This window comes from Planococcus sp. RAB007_Raresut, from assembly GCF_057369535.1.
In genome coordinates, this window is record NZ_JBXYIF010000011.1 from 16933 (window position 1) to 41273 (window position 24341).

Here is a 24341-nt window from a genome sequence, read left to right on the forward strand (position 1 = left end):
ATAGAGAGAAAATGCATGCGCTTGTTCACAGCAGGCCGCTGCAAAAAGTATGCCGTAACGGCTTTTTTTTGCGCTCAGACGCGGACGCGTTGCGGAATAGATAATAATTGAACAAAATCTTATGGACGGAGGATGGATACATGACGAGTACATATGCAGTAATACTTGCGGCCGGACAAGGCACGCGAATGAAATCGAAATTGTATAAAGTTTTGCATCCGGTTTGCGGCATGCCGATGGTTGAGCATGTAACCGGAAACGTTTCACAGCTGGGTGTCGAGAAAATCGTTACGATTGTCGGACACGGAGCTGAAAAAGTGCGGGAGCAGCTGGGCGACAGCAGCGAATACGCATTGCAGGAAGAGCAATTGGGTACAGCACACGCTGTACAGCAGGCAGCTTCATTGATTGAAGGCAAACCGGGGACGACTTTGGTTGTTTGCGGAGATACGCCGTTGATACGCGCTGAAACAATGCAGTCACTTCTGGACCATCATAAAGAAACAGAAGCTAAAGCGACTATTCTTACAGCAATCGCCGGCAATCCGGCTGGCTATGGCCGTATCATCCGTGACGGTAATGGACAGGTTTCAAAAATCGTTGAGCAAAAAGATGCCTCGCCAGATGAGCAGCAAGTCAGGGAAATTAATACGGGCACATACTGCTTTGACAACGAAGCATTATTTGAAGCGCTGAAGCTGGTTTCGAATGATAACGTCCAGGGTGAATATTACCTGCCGGATGTAATCGAAATCCTTCAGAAGCAAAGTGAAATTGTCGCTGCTTATGCTACAGACAGCTTTGATGAGACCCTTGGCGTCAACGACCGTGTGGCACTCAGCCAGGCGGAAGGCATCATGCGCGCGCGCATCGCTGAAAAACATATGCGTAACGGTGTTTCCATCATCGATCCGGCTTCTACTTATATCAGTGCAGAAGCTGAAATCGGGGCTGACACGGTCCTTTATCCGAACGTCATCATCGAAGGGCGTACGGTCATCGGGGAAGATTGCTTCATTTCATCCAACAGCCGTATCGTTTCAAGCACGATCGGTGACCGGACAGAAATCCGTTCTTCAGAAATCTACAACAGCTCGATCGGCACGGATACAACTGTTGGTCCATTTGCGCACGTCCGTCCGGAGAGCAATCTTGGCAATAAAGTCAAAATCGGCAATTTTGTCGAAGTGAAAAAAACTGCGCTTGGCAATGGCAGTAAAATTTCACACCTGAGCTATATCGGCGACGCGGAAGTGGGAACAAACGTCAATATCGGCTGCGGTACCATTACAGTCAATTACGACGGTAAAAATAAACATGTCACGAAAATTGAAGATGATTCGTTCATCGGGTGCAATTCAAATCTTATTGCGCCGGTAACAATCGGCAAAGGTTCTTATGTAGCGGCAGGCTCGACAATTTCCAAAGACGTGCCGAATGACGCGCTGGCGATTGCGCGTGCCCGCCAGGAAAACAAAGATGGTTATGCTTCAAAATTAAACGTGAAAAAATAGGAGGTACACCTTAATGGGTTATCAAAATGCAGACAGTAAACTGAAAATCTTTTCATTGAATTCGAATAGGGAATTAGCGGAAGAAATTGCTGAAAATGTAGGCATTCCGCTAGGAAAGAGTTCGGTTACACACTTCAGTGACGGAGAAATCCAGATCAACATCGAAGAAAGTATTCGCGGCTATGATGTCTTCATCGTCCAATCCACTTCACAGCCTGTCAATGAGAACCTGATGGAGCTGCTGATCATGATTGATGCGGTCAAACGTGCTTCAGCACGGACTGTCAACGTAGTCATTCCTTATTACGGCTATGCCCGCCAGGACCGTAAAGCGCGTTCGCGTGAGCCGATTACGGCAAAACTGGTAGCGAATCTTTTGGAGACAGCCGGAGCTACACGTGTGGTTGTACTGGATCTGCATGCGCCTCAAATCCAAGGCTTCTTTGATATTTTGATCGACCATTTAGTAGCAGTACCTCTTATCTCGGAATACTTCCTGAATGAAAGCGGCATAGACCTTGAAAATGTCATCGTCGTTTCACCTGACCACGGCGGTGTGACACGTGCGCGTAAAATGGCGGATCGCCTGAAAGCGCCGATTGCCATCATCGATAAACGCCGTCCGCGTCCGAATGTAGCGGAAGTCATGAATATCGTCGGTAATGTAGAAGGCAAAACAGCCATCATCATCGATGACATCATCGACACGGCCGGCACAATTTCAATTGCTGCCAGTGCATTGATTGAAAGCGGAGCGAAAGAAGTTTACGCGTGCTGTACGCACCCGGTACTATCTGGCCCGGCTATTCAGCGCATCGATGATTCTGTCATCAAGAAATTGATCATTACGAATTCAATCGCTTTGCCTGAAGAGAAGAAATCCCCGAAAATCAAGCAATTGTCGGTAGCTAAATTATTGGCTGAAACAATCGTGCGTGTGCACGAACAGAAATCAGTCAGCACGTTATTCGACTGAGTATAAATTCCTTTCTCACCCTCCAAGGTTTGATGATAAATGTTTAAGGGTATCCACTAACTACGAACATTTATAAAACTTGGAGGGTGAAATGTATATGGCTACAAAAATGAAAGCACAAAAAAGAGAAAGCGGTACACCGCATTCATCGTTAACAGAATTAAGAGGTAAAGGTGATGTACCGGGAATCGTCTACGGCTATCAGGCCGAATCGACTCCGCTGACAGTTTCTGAGATAGATCTGATCAAGACTTTGCGTGAATCTGGAAGAAACGGCGTCATCAATCTTGAACTGGATGGCAAAACGTTCAATGTCGTAATGAGCGACTATCAAATGGACGCTTTAAAAGGCAACTTCAAACACGTGGATTTCCTGGCGATCAATATGTCTGATGAACTTGAAGTCGCGGCGGCTGTCCATACTGTCGGTGAAGCTGCTGGTGAAAAAGAAGGCGGCATCGTCAACCAGCCGAACCGTGAAGTCCATATCAAAGTCAAGCCATCGGATATTCCGGATGCGCTTGAAGTGGATGTAAGCAAACTTGAAATCGGTGATCACATCTCAGTCGGTGATATCCGTGATACTGTATCATATGAAATCCTCGATGAAGATGATTTCCTATTGGTTTCAGTGACTGCACCTCGTACACAGGAAGAGATGGATGAGCTTGAAGAAACTCCTGAAACTGAAGGCGCTGAGCCGGAAGTGGTCGGAAGTGACGAAGAATCCGACTCTGACGAAGATAAAGAAGCTTAAAATTTAACAGAAGAAACAGGGACTGTCTTCTGGCAGTCCCTGTTTTTTCATTAATAAGAGTATGTGGTAAAATAGACAGCAGTGAAAAGCAAAGGACGAGTTGCGATGAAATTGATTATTGGCCTGGGCAATCCAGGTAAAACATACGAACAGACCCGCCATAATATCGGCTTCCATGTAATCGACTATTTGGCATCGAAATGGAACGCCCCGCTGACGCAGGCGAAATTCAAAGGCATGTATTCAGTCATACACCGCCCGGAGGGCAAAGTCGTGCTGTTAAAACCGCTGACGTACATGAATTTATCCGGTGAAAGTGTCAGTGCGATAATGGATTATTACGATATCGGCATTGACGACATCATCGTAATTTACGATGATCTGGATCTGCCGACCGGACAATTGAGGCTGCGCCAAAAGGGCAGTGCCGGAGGACATAATGGCATCAAGTCGCTGATTCAGCATTTGGGAACCCAAAACTTCAACCGGATCCGGATTGGCATCGACCGTCCGCCCGCTGGTATGAAAGTGCCGGATTATGTCTTATCCAGGTTTTCGAAAGAGGAAAGCGCGGATATGGCAGAAGCAGTCCAAAAATCAGCTGAAGCCTGTGAATTTTGGCTGGGCAAACCGTTCATCGAAGTCATGACCAAATACAATGGAGCATAGATTCGCTTTGGCGCATAACGCGTTCAGAGCTTTTTTCTGTTTCCCGGGAAAGGAGGAATCTTCATGAATCATATTTTAGAAGCTTTTTCAGAGGATTCACACGTACAAAAGTTAATTGGTGATTTGAAAAAAGGGCAGGATCATCAGCTGGTTTCGGGATTATCGGGAAGCGGGCGCACTTTCTTCTACCGTACCCTTTACGGTGAGCTCGAGGCCCCGATGCTGATTGTCACACCGAACCTGTTGCATGCGCAGCGAGTCTATGATGATCTTGTGAAATTACTTGGTGAAGAACTGGTCCATTTATATCCGGCAGAAGAACTGATTGCGGCGGATGTCTCTTTTTCAGGCCCCGAACTCCGCGCTCACCGAATTGATACACTCGACCATATGGCGAATACCGGAAAAGGCATCTACATTACGCCAGTCGCCGGTATGCGAAAATTATTGCCTTCAAGAAAACAATGGGACGCTTCTACTTTACGTGTGGAAGACGGAGAAGAGCTGGATGCAGACCAGTGGCTATTGAAATTGGTGGCTATGGGTTATTCCCGCACCACGATGGTAACGGCCCCAGGTGAGTTTGCTTTGCGCGGGGGCATTCTCGATGTCTATCCGTTGAACTTTGAACACCCGGTCCGAATTGAATTATTCGATACGGAAGTTGATTCTATCCGTATTTTCGATGCGGAAGACCAGCGTTCCTTAAAGAAAATTGCTTCATTATGCATTTTACCGGCTAATGAACTGGTACTTGATAAAACGCAAAGAAACGCGTTGGCAGACCGCATTGAAGAGCAATTAGCTTTTACACTGAAGAAAACAAAGGCTGACGATACGAAAGAGTTGTTGCTTCAATATATCCAACATGATATCGACATCCTGCGGCAAGGTGATATCCCCGATCAGGCAGCTAAATATGCATCGTTGGTAGAAACCCAATCCGCTTCTTTGGGTGATTATTTCCCGGGAAATGGTTACGTGTTTTTTGATGAACTGGGTCGTATCCAGGAAATGACGGAAACGCTGGAACGTGAAGAAGGCGAATGGATCGTTTCTTTATTGGAAGAAGGGAAATTCCTTCAAGGCGTTAATCTGTCCTACACGTTCCGCGAATTGATTGGCCAAATGAAACAGAAGATGACGTATCTGTCTTTATTTGTGCGGACGTTCCCGATGGTATCAGTCAAGAAATCGATTGCCTTCTCCAGTAAGCCGATGCAGTCATTCCATGGCCAGATGAATTTATTGAAAGCGGAAATGGAACGCTGGGTGATGGGGAAATTCCGTGTATTCGTTATAGCCGAAGGCGACGAAAGGTTAAGGAAGGTCCGTTCGGTGCTCGAAGATTACGGAATTGAAGCTGAAATTCTTACGGAGTCTACAGCAGTGCAGCCCGGCAAAGTGTATTTGGCGGATGGAGATCTTGCAAATGGCTTTGAGATGTCATTGCAGCGCTTTGCCGTCATTACCGATTCGGAATTGTTCAAACAGCAGCCGAAGAAAAAGACGCGTGCGCAGAAACTGACTAATGCTGAACGCATTAAGAGTTATTCCGAAATTAAACCGGGGGATTATATTGTCCATGTCCACCACGGTATCGGACGTTACGTAGGTATCGAAACACTGGAAGTCAAAGGCGTCCATAAAGATTATCTCCATATCGTCTACAAGGCGGATGATAAATTATTCGTGCCGGTCGATCAGATCGACCTGATTCAGAAATACATCGCTTCCGAAGAAAAAGAGCCGAAGCTCCATAAAATGGGCGGCGCAGAGTGGAAGAAAACCCGCGCGAAAGTTTCGAAAGCGGTGCAGGATATTGCGGACGATCTGATCAAGCTCTATGCCGAGCGGGAAGCGCTGAAAGGCTATGCCTTTTCCAAAGAGCAGGATATGCAGCGGCAATTTGAATCGGAGTTCCCTTACGACGAAACCGTCGACCAGCTGCGTTCAATCAATGAAGTCAAAAAGGACATGGAAAAAGAACGGCCGATGGACCGGCTGATTTGCGGAGATGTCGGCTACGGCAAAACGGAAGTCGCCATACGTGCCGCTTTTAAAGCAGTTCTGGATGGCAAACAAGTGGCCTTCCTGGTGCCGACGACGATTCTGGCGCAGCAGCATTTTGATACGATGAGTGAACGCTTTAAGGATTATCCGATGGAAGTGGGGCTCATGAGCCGTTTCCGTTCGAAAAAACAGCAGGCGGAAACCGTTAAAGGTCTGAAGAATGGTTCTGTGGATGTTGTGGTGGGAACACACCGAATCCTTTCAAAAGATATGCATTATAAAGATCTCGGCTTATTGATCATTGATGAAGAACAGCGCTTTGGCGTAACCCATAAAGAAAAGATCAAACAGATGAAGACCAATGTCGACGTGTTGACGCTGACGGCAACGCCGATTCCGCGGACGCTTCATATGTCAATGATCGGGGTGCGTGACCTGTCTGTCATCGAAACACCGCCGGCAAACCGTTTTCCGGTCCAAAGTTATGTGATGGAACAAAACGGCGCGCTCGTACGTGAAGCGATCGAACGCGAAATGGCGCGCGGCGGACAGGCATTTTACTTATATAACCGGGTCGATGATATGACGCGTAAAGTGGAAGAGCTCCAGCAATTGGTGCCGGAAGCCCGTATCGGCTATGCCCATGGCCAAATGTCTGAAACCGAGCTGGAATCGATCATTCTCGGCTTCCTGGACGGCGACTACGATGTATTGGTGACGACGACAATTATTGAAACAGGCATCGATATTCCGAACGTCAATACGTTAATAGTTGAAAACGCCGACCGCATGGGCTTGTCCCAGCTCTATCAGCTGCGGGGACGTGTTGGCCGTTCAAGCCGTGTAGCTTACGCTTACTTCATGTATCAGCGGGACAAAGTACTGACGGACGTGGCGGAGAAGCGCTTGATGGCAATCAAAGAATTCACCGAACTCGGATCCGGTTTCAAAATCGCCATGCGTGATTTGACGATCCGCGGAGCAGGGAATCTGTTGGGCTCCCAGCAGCACGGTTTTATTGACTCGGTAGGATTCGACCTTTATTCCCAAATGTTGGAAGAAGCAATTGAAGAACGCCAGAGCGGCATCAAAAAAGAACCGGTTCAGGAAATCGAAATTTCATTGGATGTCGACGCTTATATACCGGATTCCTATATCAGCGACGGCTATCAGAAGATCCAGATGTACAAGCGGGTCAAAGGTATAGATGAAGCTGAAGAAGTCACAGAACTGCAGGACGAACTGATAGACCGTTTCGGCGACATGCCGCTCGAAACTGACCGTCTTCTGCGCATTGCCCTGATGAAAGTGTGGGGGCGCCAGGTGGGCGTCGAATCGATTAAACAAAACGGTAAAATCATTTCTATTAAACTTAGCGAACAAGGCACGGCAGCCGTCAATGGCGGTAAGCTAGTCGAAGAATCGGCAGCTTATGGCCGTGCAGTCGGCTTCAGCATGGCGGGCCAGCAGCTTGTCATGACAATCGATGAAAATAAAACAGCCAAGCACCATCCTTTCGATGTTCTGGAAGGCATGATGAAATTATTGCCGGAATCTCTCCGGGAAGTGGAAACGACAAATTAATTCGAAGATGGAATGGGTGAATCCGGTTGAACACAGAAGGTGCAATGAAGACATTTATGAAAGGCGCGGTCCTTTTGACGCTGGCCGGCCTGATCGTGAAAATACTCAGTGCGGCTTACCGGGTGCCATTCCAGAATATGGTCGGGGATCAGGGTTTTTACATTTATCAGCAGGTTTATCCGTTTATTGCCGTCTTCGGCATCTGGACTTCTTACGGATTTGCGGTTGCCGTTTCCAAGATGCTGGCGGATTCAAAGCCAGATGAACACCGTGCCATTATCAGAATCGCTTTTTGGACGATTGCCAGTATCTCTTTGGTAATATTCGCGGCCCTCTTTCTGGGGGCGGATCTACTGGCGGCGTGGATGGGTGATAACCAATTAAGCGCGTTATTGAAAGTCGGTTCATTTGCGGTATTGCTGATGGCGCCGCTTGCAGTGATGAAAGGCCGTTTCCAGGCAGGCAGCTTGATGCAGCCGGTCGCATATGCGCAGGTCATCGAGCAGGCGATTCGGGTAACTGTCATTTTGCTTGGTACCTGGCTTGTAGTAACAAACGGCTTTTCACTCTACGCCGCGGGACAGACGGCAATGTTCGGTGCAGTTGCGGGTGAACTGGCGGCTGTGGGGCTGCTGATTTATTTCTTTAAAAAATTTGCAATCAAACAGCCCCAGTCCGTTCCGGTCGAAATATGGCCGACTGTTAAAAAAATGCTGGCGATCAGTTTAAGTGTCAGCATGAGTTCATTGATTCTCCTGATATTCCAGATGGCGGATTCCTTCAGTGTCTTCCGCCTGCTTGAAGTCAGTGGAATTGGAACACTGACGGCAATGGAGCAAAAAGGCATATACGACCGCGGCCAGCCGCTCGCCCAGTTCGGTTTGCTCGTGGCAACTTCACTGGCGCTGTCGATTGTGCCGTTGGTCGCTCAAATGCAGCGTAAAAAAAATGGCCGTTCAGCTGAACTCTACGCTAAACTGGCGTACCGGATTTCCTTGTTATTCGCTATAGCAGCTGCAGCCGGTCTGACGTTTGTTATGCCTTATGTTAATGAAATGCTGTTCCAGACCAGAGAACAATCAGCCGCGCTCATCGTATTCAGCTGGCAGATCGTCTGGATGTCGCTGCTGCTCATTCTTACGGCGTTGCTTCATGGCATTGGAAAAGTGCGGGTGCCTGCGCTCTTAATGGCTGGCGGCCTTGCGGTGAAAATCATTGGCAACTGGCTGCTCGTTCCTCTTTACGGAGTGATGGGTGCCGCATTGGCAGGGAATTTAGGTCTTGCTTTTATTGTGTGTGGCCTAGTGATTTACTTTAAAAATCAATGGCCGCTGCGATTTGCGCCAACCCGTTTTTATGGCTGGATTTTAATCGCTTCGACGGCGATGGGTGCAGCAGTTCTCGGTTGGGCGATTTTCGCTGACTGGACTCTGTTCGATGCATTGCCGAGCCGTTTAGCGGCGGCTGCAACAGCGCTGACAGCAGTTCCGCTCGGTGCGGCTGTGTTCCTCGCGATAATTGCGAAAAGCCGCATCATTACTGAAAAGCAATGGTATATCATGCCGTTCGGCCGAAAAATGGCCAAGTTGCAATTAGCCATCAATTCAAAGAAAAAAGGTGATAGACGATGAATACAATCCATATCATCGGACTCGGCGCTGGCGATCTCGACCAGCTGCCGCTCGGTGTCTATAAAAAATTAAAAAAAGCTGAGCGCTTGTATGTGCGGACGGCAGACCATCCCGTGCTTACTGAATTAGCGCAGGAAGGACTGGTCTATACCAGCTTTGACGAAATATACGAGAAACACGATGAATTCGCGCCGGTCTATCAGGAAATTGCGGATACGCTGCTCCAGCTGTCGGAAGAAGGACCAGTCGTTTACGCGGTTCCAGGCCATCCGCTTGTCGCTGAACAAACTGTGCAGCACCTGATTCAAGCGGAAACATCAGGTAAATGCCAATTAATGATTGAAGGCGGCAGCAGTTTTCTCGATTCGATATTCGGTGCTCTCCGCATCGACCCGATCGACGGCTTCCAATTGGTCGACGGCACCATAATGGAAAGCGAACGATTGAATATGAATCAGCACATTCTCATCGCCCAGATTTACGACACCTTCAGTGCTTCGGAAGCTAAATTGACGCTGATGGAGAAATATCCGGACGATTATCCGGTAACGATTGTGACGGCGGCCGGATCGGCACAGGAGAAACTGCAGACGGTTCCGTTGCATGAACTTGACCATGCCGCTGAAATTGATAATCTGACCACAGTTTATGTGCCGCCGGCAACCGATCAGCAGGAACGGCTGAAGGAATGGCAGACTTTCCGCTCGGTCATCGCGAAACTCCGCAGCCCTGAAGGATGCCCATGGGATCGTGAGCAGACACATGAAAGTCTGATGCCTTATCTATTGGAAGAAGCGCATGAACTGCTGCAGGCGATTGAGGAACAGGATGACGATGCAATTGCCGAAGAACTAGGCGATGTTTTATTGCAGATCTTCCTTCATGCACAAATCGGACAGGACAACGGTTATTTCCAGCTTGAAGATGTGCTCGAATCGATCAGCGCTAAAATGATCCGCCGCCATCCGCATGTTTTCAGCGATGCCAAGGTCGATGGCTCAGATGAAGTGGTCAGCAATTGGCAGGCAATCAAAGCGCAGGAAAAACCGGCGGCTGATTCTTTACTCGAAGGCCAGGAGCGTTTCAGTTCATCACTTACGACCTCTTATAATTACCAAAAGAAAGCAGCGAAGGTTGGTTTCACCTGGTCGGATGCCGAAGGTGCCTGGGAGAAGTTCGAAGAAGAGCTGCAGGAATTCCGGGATGAGCTGGCGAATGGTTCCAAAGAGGATCAGCTCGATGAACTGGGGGACCTGCTGTTTACACTCGTGAACATTGCAAGATTTTATGATTTGTCGCCGGAACAGGCGATGGTGCAGGCCAACCGGAAATTCCGCAGCCGATTCGGTTTTGTAGAGAAGAAAGTGGCAGAAGGCACCGGCAATTTCGGCGATTACACATTAGAACAGCTCGATGAGTTCTGGAACAGAGCCAAATTATTGGCAAGAAAGGGAGAATAACCATGCGTCTTGATAAATTCCTGAAAGTTTCCCGGCTGATCAAACGCCGGACATTGGCCAAGCAAGTGGCAGACCAAGGCCGTATCACGATAAACGGCAATAAAGCCAAAGCAAGTTCTGTCATCAAAGAAAACGACGAACTGCAAATCCGTTTCGGCCAAAAGGTTGTAACGGTACGGGTGGATATGCTGAAAGAAAACGTCCGCAAAGAAGAAACGGCCAATATGTACACGATATTAAAAGAAGAAAAGCTGGAAAAGATTGAACCTGAGTTCATCGATGACGAAGCGTAAGGCTTTGGAAATCAGTTTTTTATTTTTCAGAAACGAAAAAAACCCTTATAAAAGTAAGGGTTTTCATGTATAATGGCAACAACGTAAGCAAAGGGGGAAACAAGTCATGAGTTTGAAGAGAGAAAAAACCACCGCTGCTCCGGAAGTTGCTTCAATACGAAATGACTATGTCCGCTCGGTGGAACGGAAAGAAAAAAGGCAGATGGCACACAAAGTCCGGCTGTTCAGAAGGCTGGCGGTTTTCGGAATCGTTGTCTTGCTGGCGACGATCTGGATCGGCACGACCATCTATGCGCAATCCCAGACAATGGCCGAAAAAGAGCAATTGCGGGAAGAAGCACAACTTTCACTTAAGGAAGTTAAAAAAGAACAGACTCAACTGGAAGAGCAGATTATCCTGTTGAATGATGATGAATATTTGGCGAAACTGGCCAAAAAAGAACTGTTTGTTTCTGAACAGGGCGAAATTATCTTTACCTTACCGGAAAAGTGAAGAAAAACCGTGATAAAAAGAGTCGTCAGTTGACACTCTTTTTTTCATGGTTATAATAAAAAGTAGGGATAAAACCCTAGGATACTAACTTTATGGCTTTTAGTAGCCATCTTAATTTTTAAGGAGGAGCATTTTTTTTATGTCGATTGAAGTAGGCAGCAAGTTAGAAGGTAAAGTTACAGGTATTACAAATTTTGGAGCGTTCGTTCAGCTTCCAACTGGTGCAACAGGCCTCGTGCATATTAGTGAAGTCGCCGACAACTATGTAAAAGACATCAATGATCATTTAAAAGTTGGGGAAATGGTTGAAGTTAAAGTAATGAATGTAGAAGCTGACGGCAAAATCGGCCTTTCCATTCGCAAAGCAAAACCACAGCCAGCTGGCGCAACAGATCGTCCACAACGCCCACGTCCAAGCAACCGTTCATTTGACCGCGCGCCTAAAGAGAACTTTGAAACAAAAATGGCGAAGTTCTTGAAAGACAGCGAAGAGAATATGACGACGTTGAAGCGCGCTACAGAATCTAAACGTGGCGGCCGGGGTGCAAGAAGAGGCTAACTTGCTAGCTGTTTTAATGGCATGGAAAAATGCTTCAGCGCAGCTGAACCATATTGATGATGGAACGCTTCTCAAATCGGGAAGCGTTTTTTTATAACAAATTTTCCGCTGGAGTGTGAGATTGTTTATGGAAAAAGGACAATTGCTGGAGGCTTTCAGGGAATATGAAATCTACTTGGCTTCATTGAATACACGGATCACTTCAGATGAAGAGGCGCATGCGCCGATAGCTGAGGGGAAATGGTCTGTGTCGGAAATCATTGCGCATCTTGGGGAATGGGACCGGTTTATGCGGAAAGAGCGCTTGCCTTTTATAAGTGAAGGAGCGGCCATCGAACCTTTTCCGGATGTGGATGCGTTTAACCGAAGAGCAGTGGAGAATGTGAAAACACGTGAGTTCCCGTACATTCTTGCTAATGCGCAAAAACAACGGGCTCTTTTAGCAAAAGCTATTGAAGAAATGGATCCGAACGTCTTTATAGCGCCTTTTACGATTGGCAGCCAAGAGACAAATGCTGCAAATTATTTTGAAGGGCTGTTGTCGCACGATGCCCATCATCGCCGGCAGATCGATGCTTTTCTGGAATCGAAGGCATAAAAAATAAGCGTCCCCGCGAAAGGGACGCTTATTTCTATAAGATGGCGGCAGAGGGGATCGAACCCCCGACCTCACGGGTATGAACCGTACGCTCTAGCCAGCTGAGCTACGCCGCCATGATGAAACGGACATTTCATATCATACTATCGAAACAGCAACAAGTCAATCACGTTTTGCAAAAAACTTTATTCCAATAAAACAAATGATAAGGGGGTGAACGGTGATGAAGAGTTTCCATGAACAGATGGCCGAATATGCAACCAGGCATAAACTTCTGGAAACAGGAGACCATGTGCTCCTCGGCTGCTCGGGTGGAATCGATTCAATGGTACTGCTGCATTATTTGAAAACGCGGGAAGCATCACTTGGAATCACTATTGAAGCTGTTCACGTCAACCACATGCTGCGCGCTGATGAATCCATCGAGGACCGGCTTTTTACAGAAGCCATCTGCAGGCAATGGGGCGTCCCTTTCCATAGCCGCGACATTCCAATTCCTTCTATTTTAGAAGCCGAGGGCGGCAACAAACAGCAAGTATGCCGCCAGGAACGCTACAGCTATTTTGAGGAAGTGATGGAACAGACGGGTGCCACGAAGTTCGCAACTGCCCATCATGCAGACGACCAGCTCGAAACCATCCTGATGTCGGGTCTCCGGGGAACGCTCCAATCAGGCTCTTTCGGAATGCCTTCGAGCCGTCCGTTCGGAAACGGCCAGCTTGTCCGTCCTCAATTGGCAGTGACGAAACAGGAGATTGCCATTTACGCAGAAGAAAATGAGATTCCCTTTAGAGAAGATCCGAGCAACGCCGAAAACATCTATACCCGGAACAGAATCCGAAAAAATGTAGTCCCCGAATTAAAGAAGGAAAACGCTGACGTATCGAAACAGTTTGTGGAACTATCTGAAAGCCTGCAGGAAGATCAGAATTTCCTTATGGAAATGGCCCAGGAAAAATTGGATTTGCTGGTTGCCGCAAAAAATCAGGAAATTTCGTTGTCAGCCGAAAGATTCAGATCCTATGCATCTGCTTTACAAAAAAGAATGGTTCTACTACTATTAAACTATCTATATGGCGGCGAGCAAGTAAATGTCACAAGACAACTTGCCGATCAAGTGCAAGGGATGATGCAGAGTTCTTCTGGCACCGTTTTTTTGCATTTGCCGCAAAATTATATGATGATTCGTCAATATGATCATGTTTTATTCAGTCGCCGAGACTTGGAAGCGGCTCCTGCAGAATTCAATTCACCAATTACCGGTGAATGGTCAGGAGCGGTGAATAATTTTCGTTATAAACTGATTTCTATGCAGCATTTCGAAGAACAGGAAGATGCTGTTGCATGGTATTTCTCGGAAGCGGCCGAGCCGCAGCTGAAGATTCGCAGCAGGCTGCCGGGTGATCGCATTCAGTTGCCCGGGATGGAGCATTCCAAGAAAGTGGCCAGGCTGATGATTGATGAGAAAGTTCCTGCCCCTTTGCGGAAGGACTGGCCCGTCATCACAGACAGCAATGGCGAAGTTATACTGGTGCCGGGTTTGCGCCCGTCGCTGCATATCAGCCGTTTCCCGCGCCCGCAGGACAACTGGGTGCTTATGGAACAAAAATGTGAAGATCGCGAAAGCGAATTATAGGAGGCCCACTTATGTTACAGAAAGACATCGAAGAAATCTTGATCTCTGAGGAAAGGCTGCAGGAAAAAGCACGCGAACTTGGAGAAACCTTAACCAATGATTACAAAGATAAATATCCTTTGGCAATCGGCGTGCTGAAAGGTGCAATGCCATTTATGGGAGACTTGATGAAGCGTTTTGACGGCTATGTCGAAATGGATTTCATGGATGTTTCCAGCTACGGCAACGCAACTGTTTCTTCAGGGGAAGTAAAAATCATCAAAGATCTTAATGCCAGTGTGGAAGGGCGCGATCTGCTGATCATCGAAGATATTATCGACAGCGGTCTGACGCTCAGCTATTTGGTGGACCTCTTTAAATACCGGAAAGCGAATTCGATCAAAATCGTTACGCTGCTCGACAAGCCATCCGGCCGGAAAGTGGATTTGAAAGCGGATTATATCGGCTTTGAAGTGCCTGACGCATTTGTTGTCGGATACGGCCTTGATTTTGCAGAAAAATACCGTAACCTGCCTTATATCGGGATTCTCAAGCCAGAGGTTTACAGCGAAGAACAGGAATAGACATAAGTAGTTCACAGTATGCGGATTTAGCCCAGCAGGCGAGTGCTTATCGTTGTATGCTTAAATGTTCCTATGTTAGTATTTAGTATAGTTTTGGGAAACTTTGTGAGGAGGCTTGGGATGAATCGAATATTTCGATACACCATATTTTATTTACTGATTTTCCTAGTTATCATCGGTATTCTGGGGACATTTAATAATAGTGGACAACCTACTGAAGAATTAGGATACGACGATTTTTTGCAGGCTTTGGAAAATGAAGAAATCGAGGAAGTTACGATACAGCCTACATCCATGGTCTATGAAGTTACAGGTTCATTGAATGGTTACGACGATGACCAGACTTTTGTAACGAATATTCCATTGGAAAATGAAGCATTGATGAATCAAATCGATGAAATTGCGCGAGCTGACGGAGCTGAGATTAAATACCTGGAAGCGCCGCAGACAAGCGGTTGGGTTCAATTCTTCACAGGCATCATTCCCTTCATCATCATCTTCATCCTTTTCTTCTTCTTGCTAAACCAGTCACAGGGCGGCGGAGGCGGCCGTGTGATGAACTTCGGCAAAAGTAAAGCGAAGCTGTATGACGATCAGAAGCAGAAAGTGCGCTTCAATGATGTAGCAGGAGCGGACGAAGAGAAACAGGAATTGGTCGAAGTGGTCGACTTCCTGAAAGATCCACGCAGATTCGCCGATATCGGCGCGCGAATTCCTAAAGGGATTCTGCTGGTCGGACCTCCGGGTACCGGTAAAACTTTGCTGGCCCGTGCGGTTGCAGGAGAAGCGGGAACACCGTTCTTCTCAATCAGTGGTTCTGATTTCGTGGAAATGTTCGTAGGGGTCGGGGCATCACGTGTCCGTGACTTGTTCGAAAACGCCAAGAAAAATGCGCCTTGTATCATCTTCATTGATGAAATTGATGCAGTTGGACGCCAGCGTGGCGCAGGCCTCGGCGGCGGACATGACGAACGTGAACAAACATTGAACCAGCTATTGGTTGAAATGGATGGTTTCGGCGCGAACGAAGGAATCATCATTATTGCTGCAACAAACCGTCCGGATATCCTGGATCCGGCACTTCTGCGCCCTGGCCGTTTTGACCGCCAGATCACAGTTGGCCGCCCGGATGTAAAAGGACGCGAAGAAGTATTGCAAGTACATGCACGCAACAAACCGCTTGACGAAAGCGTGGATATGAAAGCTATCGCTCAACGTACTCCAGGCTTCTCTGGCGCCGATTTGGAGAATTTATTGAACGAGGCAGCACTTGTTGCAGCCCGCCGCAATAAACTCAAAATCGATATGTCCGATATCGATGAAGCAACGGACCGTGTAATAGCGGGACCAGCTAAAAAGAATCGTGTCATCTCGAAAAAAGAACGCAATATCGTCGCTTACCATGAATCAGGCCATACGGTCATCGGTTTGGTACTCGATGATGCTGATATTGTTCATAAAGTAACCATTGTTCCTCGCGGACAAGCAGGCGGATACGCTGTAATGCTTCCACGTGAAGACCGTTACTTTATGACGAAACCGGAGTTGCTTGATAAGATTGCCGGATTGCTTGGTGGACGTGTCGCCGAGGATCTGACATTCGGAGAAGTTTCAACCGGCGCTCATAATGATTTCCAGCGTGCAACGGCAATTGCCCGCAGCATGGTTACGGAATACGGAATGAGTGATAAGATCGGGCCGATCCAATTCGGCCAGGCACAAGGCGGAAATGTTTTCCTTGGCCGCGATTTTAATTCAGAACAGAATTATTCAGATGCCATCGCATTTGAAATTGATCAGGAAATCCAACGCATCATCAAAGAGCAATACATCCGCACAAAAGAGATTCTTACTGAAAACAAAGAACTTCTCGAATTGCTTGCGCAGACATTGCTTGAAGTTGAAACATTGGATGCCGCTCAAATTCAGCATCTGAAAGAACACGGTACTCTGCCGGAGCGTTCATATGAAGCGCTGAACGGAGAATATGAAGATAAAAACGTCGACCTGGAAAAAGACGCGGAAATTCCTGACGTAACAGGAGCACCGAGCGATCCTTCAGCTGGAGATCTTCCAACTGAAGAGCCATCCACTGGAGAAGTAAAAGATCCGATCCGGGAAGACCGTAAATAATAAGCTGAAGCTGGTGTCCGATTCCATTAGGGAATAGGCGCCAGCTTTTTTTCTTTCGTATGAAACTATGGTATGATATTTTGGAAAATTGTAGATAAATGGGGACCGTATAATGATTCTAGTAATGGACGTCGGCAACAGCAATATCGCTATAGGTATTTATGAGCGGGAGACACTGACTCAGCACTGGCGAATGGAAACAGACCGCCATAAAACTGAAGATGAATATGGCATGAAGATCAAAGCCTTTCTGCAGGATGTCGGATTGGAATTCAAAAATATCAAAGGCATTATCATGTCATCGGTCGTTCCGCCGATCATGTTTTCATTAGAGCGCATGGCTTTGAAATATTTTAATATTAAACCATTGATTGTAGGCCCAGGATTGAAAACCGGTTTGAACATTAAATACGATAATCCGCGTGAAGTGGGCGCAGACCGGATCGTGAATGCGGTGGCGGCCATCCATGAATACGGCGGCCCGCTCATTATTGCCGATTTCGGTACGGCCACAACCTATTGCTATATCAATGAAGCCCATCAATACATGGGTGGAGCCATTGCGCCGGGAATCGGCATTTCGACGGAAGCACTGTACAGCCGAGCTGCGAAATTGCCGCGCATTGAAATTGCCCGACCGGATAGTATCATCGGCAAAAATACCGTTTCTGCCATGCAGGCGGGCATTGTCTATGGTTTTGTCGGGCAGGCGGAAGGCATCATCACAAGGATGAAACAGCAGAGTGAGGAAACGCCTCAAGTTATTGCGACAGGCGGAATGGCTTCTTTCATAGCGGCTGAATCAAAACTCATCGATAAAGTGGAACCGTTCCTTACATTAAAAGGACTTTATTTAATTTATAAACGAAATGAAGCGTAACAAGAAAGGGCGATTGAGATGGCAGATTATTTAGTGCGCGGGCTCGCTTTTGGCGGCAGCGTCCGAGTTTTTGCGGTAAACAGTACCGAAACTGTAGGGGAAGCACAAAAGAGGCATATGATGTGGCCGACTGCTACAGCGGCAGTAGGCCGTTTGATGACAGGCGGCGTTATGTTCGGCGCAATGTTGAAAGGCGATGACAAAGTCGTGTTGAAAATCGATGGGGGCGGGCCGCTTGGCGCGATTCTTGTGGACAGCAATGCGCACGGCGGTGTCCGTGGCTATGCGAGAAATCCGCAAACCCATCTGGACCTCAGTCCTGCGGGCAAATTGGACGTCGGCGGCGCAGTCGGCAAAGACGGCATGGTGTCAATCATCAAGGATCTCGGCATGCGTGATTATTTCACTGGGCAGAGCCCGATCGTTTCCGGCGAAATAGCGGAAGATCTTACGTATTATTTTGCAGTGTCTGAACAAGTGCCTTCTTCAGTGGGCCTCGGCGTGTTGGTGGATACGGATAATACTGTGCTAGCAGCCGGCGGTTTTATTGTCCAATTGATGCCGAATGCGGATGAAGAAACGATTTCGAAACTGGAAAACCGATTGGCCAATATTGAGCCTGTTTCAAAAATGATTCAGCGCGGACTAAGTCCGGAAGGTATTCTGGATGAAATTTTCGGTGAAGGCAATGTTGAAATCCTGAACAAAATACCGGTGAAATTTGAATGTAATTGCTCCAAAGAACGTTTTGCTGAAGGAATTATGGGCCTTGGTGCAGAAGAAATCCAGGAAATCATCAATGAAGAAGGCAAAGCTGAAACGCAATGCCATTTCTGTCTGGAAACATACAGTTATTCAAAAGAAGAATTGGAAGCGATGATCGATGAGCTACAATCGTGACAACGGGCGGCCCGGCGCATCACCGGGTGACACGGGCAGGCCCAGAAGGAGATTAAAAACAAAACCATTGATGTACCTGCTGTTGATTTTATTCGCAGGGAATCTATTATGGTTTATCGCCTGGCTGATACCGAACAATCCAGGCGGCAATGAGGAAGTGGCTTCTGTCAGCGGCAAAGAAATTACCCGCCAGGAATGGATGGCCGCGATGGAAGAACAGCATGGCCGCGAAACGCTGCTTGAACTCGTCAACCTCCAAGTGATGGAAACGGCGGCTAAGGAATATGGCATCAAAGTAAGTGATAAAGAAGTCGACCTGGAACTGGCGATGATGCGATCAGCGCGTGACGGCAGTGAAAAAACGCTTTATTCCGCCGATGAGGAACGGATGCGTGAAAAAGTGAAGTCACAATTGATTCTTGAAAAAGTGCTGACGAAAGATGTCGTCATTGAAGAAGCTGCCATAGAAACCTTCTATCAGGATAACCAGGCTCTTTACGATATCCCGGATTCCTACAGGACGCGCATGATTGTGCTGCAGTCAACAGATGAAGCACAGGGTGTAATAGAAGAACTTGAAAACGGCTCTTCGTTCGAAGCACTGGCGCGGGAACGTTCAATCGACACAGCAACCGGCAGCCTCGGCGGTGATATTGGTTACGTCGTCCCAGGCCAATCCACTATCGACGCTGCGGTAGCGAATGCTGTCGCTTCAGTGGAAACGGATAAATGGTCGGAGCCGCTGATGATGGCGGATGGCCGGGTGGCTGTAATAACAGTAACCGACAAGGCGCAAGGTCAGACTTTTACATATAAAGATGTTGAAGGCCATATCAGCCGTGAGCTGGCTTTGGAACAATTGCCGCAATCGGTGACACCGGAAGCTTTCTGGCAGGAGTTCGACACCGAATGGTTCTACGGCGAATAAATTCAAAAGCCAATCCTGCTGTTTGACAGCGGGGGACAAATATTGATACGATGAATCCACGAAATGCCGATTAAACTACTAGGGATTAGGAGTGTTGAAAAATGGCTCGTATTGCAAATGATATTACAGGATTGATTGGGCAAACGCCTATCGTTAAATTAAATCGTCTTACTGGCGCAGAGGATGCGGAAGTTTATTTGAAATTAGAGTACTTCAACCCAGGCAGCAGCGTGAAAGACCGTATTGCGTTATCTATGATTGAAGCGGCTGAAAAATCCGGAGATTTAAAAGAAGGCGACGTCATTATCGAACCGACAAGCGGAAATACCGGCATCGGGTTGGCAATGATCGCAGCTGCAAAAGGCTATAAAGCGATTTTGGTTATGCCGGACACAATGAGCATGGAACGCCGCAACCTACTGCGCGCATACGGAGCGGAACTGATTCTGACTCCGGGAGCGGAAGGAATGAACGGCGCGATCAAGATGGCTGAGCAACAAGCAGCTGAAAACAATTGGTTCATGCCGCAGCAATTCAATAATGAAGCGAATCCGGAAGTTCACCGTCTGACTACTGGTCCTGAAATCGTGGAAGCGATGGGCGACCAGCTGGATGCGTTTGTTTCAGGTATCGGAACGGGCGGAACGATCACTGGAGCCGGACAAGTATTGAAAGAGAAATACCCTGATATTCTTATTGCAGCAGTGGAGCCATCCGATTCACCAGTTTTATCGGGCGGCAAACCAGGCCCGCATAAAATCCAGGGAATTGGAGCAGGTTTTGTACCCAACGTATTGAATACTGAGATTTACGACGAAGTAATTCAAGTATCCAATGACCAGTCTTACGAAACGGCGCGAAAAGTTGCCCGTGAAGAAGGTATTCTTGGCGGCGTTTCTTCCGGTGCCGCTGTCTATGCAGCTCTTCAACTGGCGAAACGCCTCGGCAAAGGCAAAAAAGTGCTGGCAGTTCTTCCGTCCAACGGCGAGCGCTACCTGAGCACTCCTTTATACCAATTCGAAGAAAATAACTGATAAACTGAGGGGGTATGCTGACGCATGCCTCTTTTTTGTGGTATAAAAAAGATTATTAACGTTAAGATAGAAACATAGAATATTTCCCGAGAAATAAAAAGATGTTTTATTGAAATGGATGGTGGCAGCTTTGAAAATCGATTTTAGCGGAAAAACCCTGGTGATGGGTATATTGAATGTAACACCCGATTCGTTTTCGGATGGCGGCAAGTATAATTTTGTTGAAAATGCTGTTGAACACGCAAAAGCGATGGTGGCGGATGGCGCTGACATTATTGATATAGGCGGGGAGTCTACTCGACCGGGCCATAAACAAATTTCTGTCGAAGAGGAAATCAGCCGGGTCGTCCCTGCGATTAAGGCATTGAAAGCAGAGTTGGACATCGCTATTTCAATCGATACATATAAATCGGAAGTAGCAGCAGCTGCAATCGCTGCGGGAGCGGATATTATCAATGATATTTGGGGAGCGAAATATGATCCTGCGATAGCGGCGGTTGCTGCTAAACATAAAGTGCCCATCATTTTGATGCATAACCGTAACGATACGTCATATACCGATTTCTGGAATGAAGTGAAAAACGATATGGAAGAAAGTATTCAAATCGCTTTGGAAGCGGGTGTGAAAAGGGAGCAGATATGGCTTGATCCGGGCATTGGATTCGGTAAAGACACATATCAGAACATCGAGATGATGCAATTATTGGAACCGTTTTGCGCATTAGGCTACCCGGTTTTATTAGGTACCTCGCGTAAATCATTGATTGGAAAGGTTTTGGATCTTCCTGTAAATGAGCGAATGGAAGGTTCCCTGGCTACAGCTTGCTACGGAGTCAGCAAAGGGTGCAGCATCGTTCGTGTTCACGACGTTAAAGAAACGGTACGTGCTTTAAAGATGACGGATCTCTTAAATGGCAAAATAAGCTATAAGGGGGCAGAATAATGGATTATATTCATTTGAATGAAATGGAATTCTATGGATACCACGGAGTTTTTCCGGAAGAAACGAAGCTCGGACAGCGTTTCCGTCTAACGGTATCGTTGGCTGTGGATTTGAAAAAGGCGGGAGAAACTGACGGTTTGGAGCACACCGTCCATTACGGCGAGGTTTATAGCGTATGCCAGTCAGTAATAGAAGGTAATCCGAAAAAACTTCTTGAAGCCGTTGCAGAACGTCTTTCAAATGAGATACTTTCCACTTTTTCATTAGTAAAAGGCATTCGTATTCAATTGATTAAACCCGACCCGCCGATACCTGGCCATTACAAATCCGTAGCGGTCGATATCACCAGAGGAGAATTCATATGAATAAAAGCTATTTGTCGCTCGGATCGAATCTGGGTGACCGTGTGGGAATGCTCAGGGAGGCAGTGCGTTTATTAAGGAAGCATCCGACAGTCGATGTTGTAAAAATTTCTTCTTTATATGAAACGGATCCCGTAGGATTTACTGAGCAAGATGCATTTTTGAACATGGTTGTTTATTTGCAAACCGCACTTTCTGCTTTTGAATTACTCGAAGTTTGCCAGGACATTGAAAGGAAATTAGATAGAAAACGCGTAATAAGATGGGGCCCACGAACAATAGACCTGGATATCCTGCTATATAATAATGATAAATGGGAAACAGAGAAGCTGATCATACCGCATCCACGAATGCATGAACGCGCTTTTGTGTTAATACCGTTGCTGGAACTTGATCCGGAACAGGAATTTATAGAACCTCAAAGAGAAGGCATTGAGATATGGAAAACTTATAACGACGTTGATTCATTTTTGCTCGAAGAATAGAATAGCAATTGAAGCTGTAAGAAATGTTAAGTCGGCAGAGGATATTCAGCTGCCTTAAATTTCCGGCAGCTTTTTTTATGTAGGAAGAAGAGAAATTGTGTACAATAGATAAATACACGAACGAGCGTGGTTTTTATAAATAAAGGAGTGTAGGGAATGTCAGAAGAGTTAAATGATCAAATATTGGTGAGACGACAAAAGTTGCAAACTTTACGTGATAGCGGAATGGATCCATTCGGCTCTCGTTTCGAACGAACACATTTATCAGAAGAAATAGTACAGCAATACGATAAATTTTCCAAAGAAGAATTGGAAGAGGCTGGGCATGAAGTAGTGATTGCCGGCCGTATTATGACAAAACGAGGCAAAGGGAAAGCAGGATTTGCCCATCTTCAGGATTTAAAAGGCCAAATTCAGATATATGTCCGTAAAGATGCTATTGGTGAAGAAGCATACAGTTTCTTCAACACAGCAGATTTGGGGGACATTATCGGAGTGAAGGGTACTGTCTTTAAAACTAATGTAGGTGAACTATCTGTAAAAGCGAAAGAAGTAGAGTTTCTAACAAAAGCTTTGCGTCCGTTGCCGGAAAAATTCCACGGCCTGAAAGACGTTGAGCAGCGTTACCGTCAGCGCTATCTGGATTTGATCACAAGTGAAGACAGCAAAGAGACCTTCATTCTCCGTAGCCGCATTATCCAGTCAATGCGCCGTTACCTGGATAACTTAGGTTTCCTTGAAGTGGAAACGCCAATGCTGCATTCAATTGCCGGGGGAGCAGCAGCCCGTCCATTCGTAACTCATCACAACGCATTGGACATGGAACTATATATCCGTATCGCTATAGAACTGCACTTGAAGCGCCTGATTGTTGGTGGACTTGAAAAAGTTTATGAAATCGGTCGTGTATTCCGTAACGAGGGGATCTCTACTCGTCACAACCCGGAATTTACAATGCTTGAACTATATGAAGCGTATGCAGACTATAACGATGTAATGGAACTTACCGAAAACTTAGTGGCTCATGTGGCACAAGAAGTACTTGGAACAACTACTGTCAGTTACAACGGAGAAGAGATTAACCTTGCGCCAGGCTGGAAACGTCTCCATATGGCAGATGCCGTTAAAGAATACGTAGGTGTGGATTTCTGGAAACCGATGACAAAGGAAGAAGCACAAGCTTTAGCGAAAGAGCATAATATTGAAATAAAACCTACTATGGAAACGGGTCATATTCTAAATGAATTCTTTGAACAAAAAGTTGAAGAACAACTAGTACAACCTACTTTTATTTATGGTCATCCGGTTGAAATTTCACCTCTGGCCAAAAAGAATCCAGAAGATGAGCGTTTCACAGACAGATTTGAATTATTTATTGTACGTAGAGAGCACGCGAATGCTTTCACTGAATTAAATGATCCTATTGACCAGCGTCAACGATTCGAAGCCCAACTTATCGAAAAAGCAGAAGGCAACGATGAAGCGCATGAGATGGATGAAGATTTTATTGAAGCACTTGAATATGGGATGCCTCCAACTGGTGGTTTAGGGATTGGTATCGACAGATTAATAATGCTGTTAACTGATTCAGCCTCAATTAGAGACGTTCTTTTATTCCCTCAAATGCGTCCTAGAGACTAACCTTTTACAGAAGAAAAGCCCATTTTAAAATGGGCTTTTTCTTTTTTGAAAAAATGCTTGTCTTTTTTTAGAAGCAATGATACAATATTTCTTGTCGCGTTTTTAATACACGCACAAGCTTCGAAAAGATAAAACAATTTCATTGTTGACATCTTTTAGAGAAGCTGGTAATATTGAAAAGTCGCTGTCACAAACGACGGCATTGATATTATTTTGAACCTTGAAAACTGAACAGCAAAACGTCAACAAACAATCTACTGATCAGCACTTGTGCAGATCAAAGCGAATC

Annotated in this window: 22 protein-coding genes and 1 tRNA gene; 22 read left to right on the plus strand and 1 reads right to left on the minus strand. The window is 46.5% G+C overall.

Translation table 11 applies throughout. The annotated features are described in order from the left end of the window. The first annotated feature begins 140 nt into the window (after positions 1–140). From glmU to AC2Q9J_RS16930, 11 genes are all read left to right on the plus strand, one after another. Positions 141–1514 (plus strand): bifunctional UDP-N-acetylglucosamine diphosphorylase/glucosamine-1-phosphate N-acetyltransferase GlmU, encoded by a 1374-nt coding sequence (gene glmU, locus AC2Q9J_RS16880; protein WP_499041760.1) that lies wholly within the window; start codon positions 141–143, stop codon positions 1512–1514. Positions 1515–1527: 13 nt separating this feature from the next. Continuing rightward, the gene (locus AC2Q9J_RS16885; RefSeq protein ID WP_084242236.1) at positions 1528–2490 is read left to right on the plus strand and encodes a ribose-phosphate diphosphokinase; all 963 of its coding nucleotides are present in this window, start codon (positions 1528–1530) and stop codon (positions 2488–2490) included. 97 nt (positions 2491–2587) lie between these two features. After that, on the plus strand, positions 2588–3247 hold the full coding sequence (locus tag AC2Q9J_RS16890) for a 50S ribosomal protein L25/general stress protein Ctc (RefSeq protein WP_101803448.1): 660 nt from the start codon (positions 2588–2590) through the stop codon (positions 3245–3247). 105 nt (positions 3248–3352) lie between these two features. Beyond that, positions 3353–3916, plus strand: coding sequence for an aminoacyl-tRNA hydrolase (gene pth / locus AC2Q9J_RS16895; RefSeq protein ID WP_499041762.1), 564 nt, complete (start codon positions 3353–3355; stop codon positions 3914–3916). Between the two features lie 63 nt (positions 3917–3979). After that, positions 3980–7513: a transcription-repair coupling factor gene (gene mfd / locus AC2Q9J_RS16900; protein ID WP_499041764.1), complete on the plus strand. Its 3534-nt coding sequence runs from the start codon at positions 3980–3982 to the stop codon at positions 7511–7513. A 44-nt stretch (positions 7514–7557) separates the two neighbouring features. Next, positions 7558–9144, plus strand: coding sequence for a putative polysaccharide biosynthesis protein (locus AC2Q9J_RS16905; protein WP_499041765.1), 1587 nt, complete (start codon positions 7558–7560; stop codon positions 9142–9144). Beyond that, positions 9141–10604 carry a bifunctional methyltransferase/pyrophosphohydrolase YabN gene (yabN, locus tag AC2Q9J_RS16910; RefSeq protein WP_499041767.1) on the plus strand — a complete coding sequence of 488 codons (1464 nt, stop codon included), beginning with the start codon at positions 9141–9143 and terminating at the stop codon, positions 10602–10604. The genes AC2Q9J_RS16905 and yabN overlap by 4 nt, the downstream gene beginning before the upstream one ends. Positions 10605–10606: 2 nt before the next feature. Continuing rightward, on the plus strand, positions 10607–10897 hold the full coding sequence (locus tag AC2Q9J_RS16915) for an RNA-binding S4 domain-containing protein (RefSeq protein ID WP_499041769.1): 291 nt from the start codon (positions 10607–10609) through the stop codon (positions 10895–10897). Between the two features lie 106 nt (positions 10898–11003). Beyond that, on the plus strand, positions 11004–11390 hold the full coding sequence (locus AC2Q9J_RS16920; protein WP_499041771.1) for an FtsB family cell division protein: 387 nt from the start codon (positions 11004–11006) through the stop codon (positions 11388–11390). 139 nt (positions 11391–11529) lie between these two features. After that, a complete protein-coding gene (locus tag AC2Q9J_RS16925; RefSeq protein ID WP_084242229.1) occupies positions 11530–11949 on the plus strand; it encodes a S1 domain-containing RNA-binding protein in 420 nt (139 codons plus the stop codon). Between the two features lie 127 nt (positions 11950–12076). After that, positions 12077–12547: a DinB family protein gene (locus AC2Q9J_RS16930; protein WP_499041793.1), complete on the plus strand. Its 471-nt coding sequence runs from the start codon at positions 12077–12079 to the stop codon at positions 12545–12547. Positions 12548–12589: 42 nt separating this feature from the next. On the opposite strand, the gene AC2Q9J_RS16935 is transcribed toward AC2Q9J_RS16930, so the two are convergent. Continuing rightward, positions 12590–12663 (minus strand) — tRNA-Met (locus AC2Q9J_RS16935). Between the two features lie 107 nt (positions 12664–12770). Here AC2Q9J_RS16935 and tilS point away from each other — a divergent pair. The 11 genes from tilS to lysS all read left to right on the plus strand — a co-directional run bounded on the left by tilS (position 12771) and on the right by lysS (position 24052). Beyond that, positions 12771–14183: a tRNA lysidine(34) synthetase TilS gene (tilS, locus tag AC2Q9J_RS16940; protein WP_499041774.1), complete on the plus strand. Its 1413-nt coding sequence runs from the start codon at positions 12771–12773 to the stop codon at positions 14181–14183. A gap of 11 nt (positions 14184–14194) precedes the next feature. Beyond that, the gene (gene hpt / locus AC2Q9J_RS16945; RefSeq protein ID WP_084242227.1) at positions 14195–14746 is read left to right on the plus strand and encodes a hypoxanthine phosphoribosyltransferase; all 552 of its coding nucleotides are present in this window, start codon (positions 14195–14197) and stop codon (positions 14744–14746) included. 120 nt (positions 14747–14866) lie between these two features. Beyond that, on the plus strand, positions 14867–16879 hold the full coding sequence (ftsH, locus tag AC2Q9J_RS16950; RefSeq protein WP_499041776.1) for an ATP-dependent zinc metalloprotease FtsH: 2013 nt from the start codon (positions 14867–14869) through the stop codon (positions 16877–16879). Between the two features lie 112 nt (positions 16880–16991). Then, a complete protein-coding gene (locus AC2Q9J_RS16955; RefSeq protein ID WP_499041778.1) occupies positions 16992–17759 on the plus strand; it encodes a type III pantothenate kinase in 768 nt (255 codons plus the stop codon). A gap of 18 nt (positions 17760–17777) precedes the next feature. Further along, positions 17778–18659 carry an Hsp33 family molecular chaperone HslO gene (gene hslO, locus AC2Q9J_RS16960; protein ID WP_499041780.1) on the plus strand — a complete coding sequence of 294 codons (882 nt, stop codon included), beginning with the start codon at positions 17778–17780 and terminating at the stop codon, positions 18657–18659. Continuing rightward, positions 18643–19587: a peptidyl-prolyl cis-trans isomerase gene (locus tag AC2Q9J_RS16965; protein ID WP_499041782.1), complete on the plus strand. Its 945-nt coding sequence runs from the start codon at positions 18643–18645 to the stop codon at positions 19585–19587. The genes hslO and AC2Q9J_RS16965 overlap by 17 nt, the downstream gene beginning before the upstream one ends. 101 nt (positions 19588–19688) lie before the next feature. Beyond that, the gene (cysK, locus tag AC2Q9J_RS16970) at positions 19689–20621 is read left to right on the plus strand and encodes a cysteine synthase A (protein WP_499041784.1); all 933 of its coding nucleotides are present in this window, start codon (positions 19689–19691) and stop codon (positions 20619–20621) included. 130 nt (positions 20622–20751) lie between these two features. Continuing rightward, a complete protein-coding gene (gene folP / locus AC2Q9J_RS16975) occupies positions 20752–21564 on the plus strand; it encodes a dihydropteroate synthase (protein WP_499041786.1) in 813 nt (270 codons plus the stop codon). Then, positions 21564–21929, plus strand: coding sequence for a dihydroneopterin aldolase (folB, locus tag AC2Q9J_RS16980; protein WP_499041788.1), 366 nt, complete (start codon positions 21564–21566; stop codon positions 21927–21929). The genes folP and folB overlap by 1 nt, the downstream gene beginning before the upstream one ends. Continuing rightward, positions 21926–22411: a 2-amino-4-hydroxy-6-hydroxymethyldihydropteridine diphosphokinase gene (gene folK, locus AC2Q9J_RS16985; protein ID WP_499041789.1), complete on the plus strand. Its 486-nt coding sequence runs from the start codon at positions 21926–21928 to the stop codon at positions 22409–22411. The genes folB and folK overlap by 4 nt, the downstream gene beginning before the upstream one ends. Positions 22412–22567: 156 nt before the next feature. After that, positions 22568–24052 carry a lysine--tRNA ligase gene (gene lysS / locus AC2Q9J_RS16990; RefSeq protein ID WP_499041791.1) on the plus strand — a complete coding sequence of 495 codons (1485 nt, stop codon included), beginning with the start codon at positions 22568–22570 and terminating at the stop codon, positions 24050–24052. Positions 24053–24341 lie beyond the last annotated feature (289 nt).